Raw genomic sequence first — 5,790 nt, forward strand, 5'->3', positions numbered from 1 at the left:
TTCCTGCGTTTCCATTTATTGACCCGGTAATTAATGAGTTAAATGTTTTAACTCCTGCAATTGTCTGATTCCCAGTTGTAATTATTCCTGCATTAGTTGCTGTAGCTGTAGGTAAAGTGACATTAGTCCCTGTTGATGATGTGATTATAGGTCCTGCTGTTGTTCCTGCTGTTACTCCTAAATTAGTTGCTACATTTACTTGTGCACCTGCCGCAATTCCGTCTAACTTGCTTTTATCAGCATTTGTCATTAAACCAGCAGCAGATGTTGTAGCAGCAGGAATAGTAGCATTATTACCAGTTGAACTATTGACAGTACCTGTAGTAGCAGCAGAACTATAAGACAAATTAGTAGCAATATGAGGCGCTGTATTTCTAAACTCTGTACCAACTAATGTTAATCCTGTACCCGCTGTGTAAGTGGTATTAGGTGGTGTAACCCAAGTACCATCACCTCGAAGATAGTTGACTGTACTTCCGTTAGTATTAATAGAAGCTAAATTACCACTATCAGTTATTTGAGATAAGGTATGTGTATGGCTAGTTGGTGTTCTAGCATTTGATAATCTGACATCGTTACCTTCTGTAACAGTTCCAATAGTTGTTCCAAAATTTTTGTTAAATGCTGTACTTTTGGTAAAAGTAGGCTCTTTACCGTCTAATGTACTTTGAAGTCCTGTAACATTAGCAATAGTATGTGTATGTTCTGATGGAGTAAACGTAGACGGTTTGGACGTTATTTCAGTCCAGCTATGGGAATGAGTAGATGGGGGGAAAGTGCCAGGTTTATTAGTAATATTATTCCAAGTTAACTGAGTTAATTTGACTAAATTAGTATTTGAGTCAATAACTGCTTGTATCCGTTCATTAGTTAAATATAGATTAACTTCACCTTCTGGCAAGTCATCGGTTGATTGCCCAAACTTACTAGAGTAAATGTTGAAATTAGTCATAACTGCCTCTATATTGAGTACTTAATTAAATGGCTAATAACTTCTTAATACTAGCCATTCATTTGATGATTACATATCGATATATTCGATAATTGTAACGCTGATATTAGCGCTAGATTCTGCTATCGCCTGTAACTTAGTTCTACCCCACGTTATTGAGATGGTATCACCTGGCTTAACCGAAAATGCAGCGTCTGACACGCTATCACCTGTAGGGTCAAATATTAGATGTACATTGGTATTTGACCGATTCTTTACAAACACCGTTCTACCGTTACTGGTAGCATTGATAGGCACAACTTCCGTGATAGTGTTAGCAGTCAAACTTATCGCTGTAGTTTCGGGAGTTCCCTGTATTTTACTGCTAATGTTTAGAGTGTCTAAATTGACAACAGAACTATAAACTGAGAAACTCATAATAAACCCCTAAATCAAAGTACAATTTACCAATTTATTGTTTGTTCTAATCCAACAATATTGGTTACGCTATCCTCAGTTATAGCATAGATAGAAGCTGTTGATTTTAGTTCATCATCCCACCCAGCGTTAGGAGGTAAATATAGGCATTGATAAGGTACACAGTTACTGATATCACCGTGACAAAACCATACCCCTACAGAACCTACGTTTTGTAAGTGCAACCTATACCGATTAATATTTGAGGGTCTAACTAACGTGGGGGTATTGCCTATTGTAACCCCAAAATTTTCGGGTTGTGTCAATGTAGGGGTTTTAGGAACTGTCTCGAGTTGMTMTTCMGCCATGCCAAAAATATTAATMGAATCATTGTTATGTAACTGAGTTAAACACCTAGCTTTAACTATTGAGTTGCTATCAATTGCTAAACCTTCGTTTTGATTAGTGATTAATTCAATTAACAGGTTTTCGGTGTGAATGCCTCCATAATATGGCAATTTGACAATCCCTAAATTTAACCCTTTTTCTGTTGCCATATTCCCATAAAATATTTGTAAATCTACCGCTTCCTGCAACACTTCCTGNTTTTTTTTTCCACCGTTGGTAATAGCTATCTTCCGGGTAAATTTTGGGGATTTGTGATTGTGCAATACTGGGAGTGTAACATCTAGCGTTTAACGATGATATATAGCTGTAAATACCGATATCATATTTATATCTTTCTGTTATTAATGATTCTAAAATAGTCCCGTTAAATAACTCTATGGCGTTACTCCAGTTAGCAGCGTTGATATTAGCCGTGATATTTTTAACACCTCTCACCATTTTAACCACCTATTAATAAATTATTTGTTAGTATAATATTACTACTTTAATGTGATTATTTAAATGGTTAGAAACACAATTAACCCATGGGACCCAGACCCTACCGCTAGAATGCGAGACCCAGACCCTACTACTAGAATATGGGACCCAGACCCTACTAGGGAGCCACAAGGTAGGAAATCGTTTGGTGGTGCTAGTCAAGACCATCGTCGTAGGGAACCATCAAAGAGAGATGAACCAATTCGTGGCGCTGGTGACGACCATCGTCGTAGGGAGCCACCCGGTAGAGATGAACCAAAGGGAGGAAAAAAACCTAGGGGAAAGGGTGGCGCTGGTAGAGGTTTTGGCGGCCCTAATAGCGGTGACGAGGTAGATGATGATAAAGGAAGGCGACCACCAAAACCGGGGAACGAAATGCCAGACCCTCGTGATTATCCTGTTAAAAATAATGATAAATGGCATTTAATGATTTTTGCTGGAATAGTAAATAGTACACTTAGCAATGCAACATCTAGTATTGATAGCCATTGGTGGAGAAAGCAGGAAAAAACAACGTCAAATTTTAGAGTTGATAAGATTGGATTAGATGTATTTATAGAGTGGGAAAATTCATGGCATGATTCAGAGTACAATTACGAAAAGCCGATAATTGTACATAATGATTATGTTGATAACCATCGTAGGTTATACCCGTTAAAACCTTACTATATGAATTCAGGTTGTGAAAGAGTTTCATTATATGGGAGTGGCTTTAATAGGTTTTATAACTCTGAATATAACGCTTCATGTAATGGTCCAAATAGGCTTATGATTAGTCCATTATTAGGGTCTATCTTTTACCGTGCACCTACGACTGATTGGTACACAGACGTAACAGTTGTTTGGACTAAAGACCCGGAAGCAATGTTAGAATATATACATTTATGGGAAGTTCCATATATTGATAGAGGTCATCAATCATACTACGAATATCAGTCTGACGTATTGTGGGGCGCCTATCAATCAAGGTAGGGGGTATGAAAATACACGCTGGTATCCAGTATTTCCTACGAGTACTAGATTAGACTACACTTCTTTAGACGGTCCACGAATTTGGGAGAACACCCGTAATTATAGCTATAAACTATGGATTTTTTCTGAAGATAAAGATTATTTGCCGCCAGAAAACGTTCGTCTTCGTCAAATCACAATACCAGACATGAATGAAGAATGCTGTGGAATGATTAGAAGGATTTACGAGTTCCTAGACCCTGAATCCTTCCCGGCTGAAATGCCGGAAAAAATAACGGTTAATGCTAATAATCCAGAAAACAGAATTAAACGAATAAACACATTGCCAGAATGGTTAATGTATCGATTTGACATCGATGACGAAAGATGGGGTGAGTTTGAAGTTAAAGTCGAGATTGATGACGTAAATTTGATGACCAAAGAACAGGAACACGCGGAAATCAAATTGCCTAACTTAGCTGAGGCGATAGCGGAAATATTCGGGATGGTAATGGAGATAGCTATTAGTCACCAAGTGACCCAAAACGCTGTTTTAACCTGTTTACATGAAGCAGGTTTGGCGCACGCGGCAGCCTTTAAAGCTGGTAGGGAAGTCTCGGAAATATTAGACTATTTAGGATTTGAAACCGAGGAAAAATACGAGAAACTAAAAACAGCGTTTACTCCAGAAGCTGATAATTTTGAGGAACTACTAGAACCTAATGAAAGTAAAGTTAAAATCACTAATCAAAAGAACGCGAAAGAAACACTACAGACAGCCTTAAATCAAATAAAGGAAATMTTCTCAATAGTTAGAGCGCAAGGTACTTTACARGTTAATGGTAACGACCCATCTAAAGACATACTAGCCGATTTAACTAGGTTATATGATTCAATGAAAAAACAAGACGAGATTAGAGAGCAAGAGACTAATAAAGTACAAGAATTATTGAAAAAAGACTTTCCTGATATCAGGATAGAAACCGAATTGATTGACGGCGATAATCCACTAAGAGGAACTTTGTAATGGTTGCCAGAAGTGCAAGAATGCTAAGGAGTACTCGTAGCTTGTCTAGCCGTCAAACTCGTAGCAGTATAGGTAGGAATGGCGTTAGACAAGTTAATTTAGCTCAGAGAACATCTACTCAAGAGATGGGTTGGTTTGGCAAGCTATGGGCTAAAATAACTGGTAAAGTAGTTGAGTGGGGCAAAAGTTTTGGGGGTTGGTTGTGGGAAGGAATTACTAAGTTTTTATCTAACTTTAGTTTTGAGAAAGTAGCACGATTTATCACGTCTAATTGGGATAGTTTCTGGAATTTCAACTGGAATATATCAGATGAACAGATAGACAAAAATATGATGAATATTGCTAATCAATTTATTAGTACTACCGCCGGTTTTTTAGGTAATATGGCTGGGAAGTTAGTATGTGGAGTATTGCCTACCATTGGTATTGCATTTATCAACAAAGCCGCTGCTATGCACATTGCCTTAAGCAAGGGACCTGAAATGCTTATGGAAGTATCTACAGCTTTCGGCTCATACGTTAAACAGTCATTTAACATGGCTATGAAAGCCATAGCATGGCAACTGTTTAAGCATGGTAGACGGGTTGTTAAAATGTTTTTAGATAAAAGTCCTTCAACACTTGCGACGGCTATTGTTTCTATGGTTCCTGGTGGTAAAGACACTATTAAAAAGTGGGGTGACGAAAAAGGCGAAGAATGGAGTTTCGGTAAACAGAGAAGGGAAGCTAGGGAGAAATTACCAGAAAAATATGATGGCAAGTTAAGCACTATATGGAACCAAGATAGTTCAGAGGAATTTTGGGATGAATTCTCAGATAATTGTAAAGAAGCGATTATTTTAGTCGCTCAAGGCTTAGATGAATATATTGCATTACAACGCATTGAGGAAAATAGACAGCAACAATTAGTTAACGCGGTTGTAGAAAATGGTGGAGAGCGATTTAGACTAGTATCATCATTAAGAAACCTTCAAGAAAATGTAGCTAACACATTAGCTCAAACTGAAATACTAGGTAATCGTGATATTGGTCAATTTGTGGGTTCCGGTGATATCTCTGAAGTTCCGAATAGTAGTAATTTAAAAATTCAGTTAACCTTCATTTTGTACAATTACGAAAAACCTCCATATTGGACTAAGGAAAGACGGTCAAAACTACAAAAAACTCAGATAGAACTCCCATCAGTAGAAAGACACGAAATAACCTGGGATAAATTACAAAGGATATTTACTCAACCTAGTAAATCAGCGTTCACAAAAGGCAATATCAAAGTAACCTGTAATATGCGAAATGGTAGAACATTCTCGTTTTTTGTGAATGAATCTAGCAAGTCAGATGCTGAACGTATTTGTAAGGATTTAGTACAATTAACAAATTCCTCAATTGTTTATCCTTTGCTATTTGAGGAACGTAAAGGTTATGGCGGTAGGGAAAATGCGAAACGAATAAACGAAACAAAAATGTATATATCGGAGGTTAAAATCCTTAACTGGGAATTAATCGATAAGTTTGAACAAGCCAAAATCGATATGGGAGAAAGTTCCGCTTTAGCAATGTATAAAGAAAGACCCTAGGAAGT

2 protein-coding genes and 3 pseudogenes are annotated in these 5,790 nt (G+C 37.4%); 2 read left to right on the forward strand and 3 right to left on the reverse strand.

Translation table 11 applies throughout. The annotated features are described in order from the left end of the window. From B9T16_RS24755 to B9T16_RS24765, 3 genes and pseudogenes are all read right to left on the reverse strand, one after another. Positions 1-952: pseudogene (locus B9T16_RS24755) on the reverse strand (hypothetical protein); the annotation flags it as partial. Positions 953-1,021: 69 nt separating this feature from the next. Then, a complete protein-coding gene (locus B9T16_RS24760; RefSeq protein ID WP_410245549.1) occupies positions 1,022-1,369 on the reverse strand; it encodes a hypothetical protein in 348 nt (115 codons plus the stop codon). A gap of 26 nt (positions 1,370-1,395) precedes the next feature. After that, a pseudogene (locus B9T16_RS24765) lies at positions 1,396-2,194 on the reverse strand (hypothetical protein). 63 nt (positions 2,195-2,257) lie between these two features. Between B9T16_RS24765 and B9T16_RS24770 the strand changes: the two are divergent. Next, positions 2,258-4,211 (forward strand): annotated as a pseudogene (locus tag B9T16_RS24770) (hypothetical protein). A gap of 41 nt (positions 4,212-4,252) precedes the next feature. After that, positions 4,253-5,785, forward strand: a complete 1,533-nt coding sequence (locus tag B9T16_RS24775; protein ID WP_410246020.1) for a hypothetical protein — start codon at positions 4,253-4,255, stop codon at positions 5,783-5,785. Positions 5,786-5,790: the final 5 nt, after the last annotated feature.

Source organism: Arthrospira sp. PCC 8006, from assembly GCF_046480465.1.
Lineage (GTDB): Bacteria > Cyanobacteriota > Cyanobacteriia > Cyanobacteriales > Microcoleaceae > Limnospira > Limnospira platensis.

What these genes read in the sequence shown, in the direction of transcription:
- B9T16_RS24760 (WP_410245549.1), bottom strand. Translation starts at nt 1,369, where the DNA reads ATGAGTTTCTCAGTTTATAGTTCTGTTGTCAATTTAGACACTCTAAAC.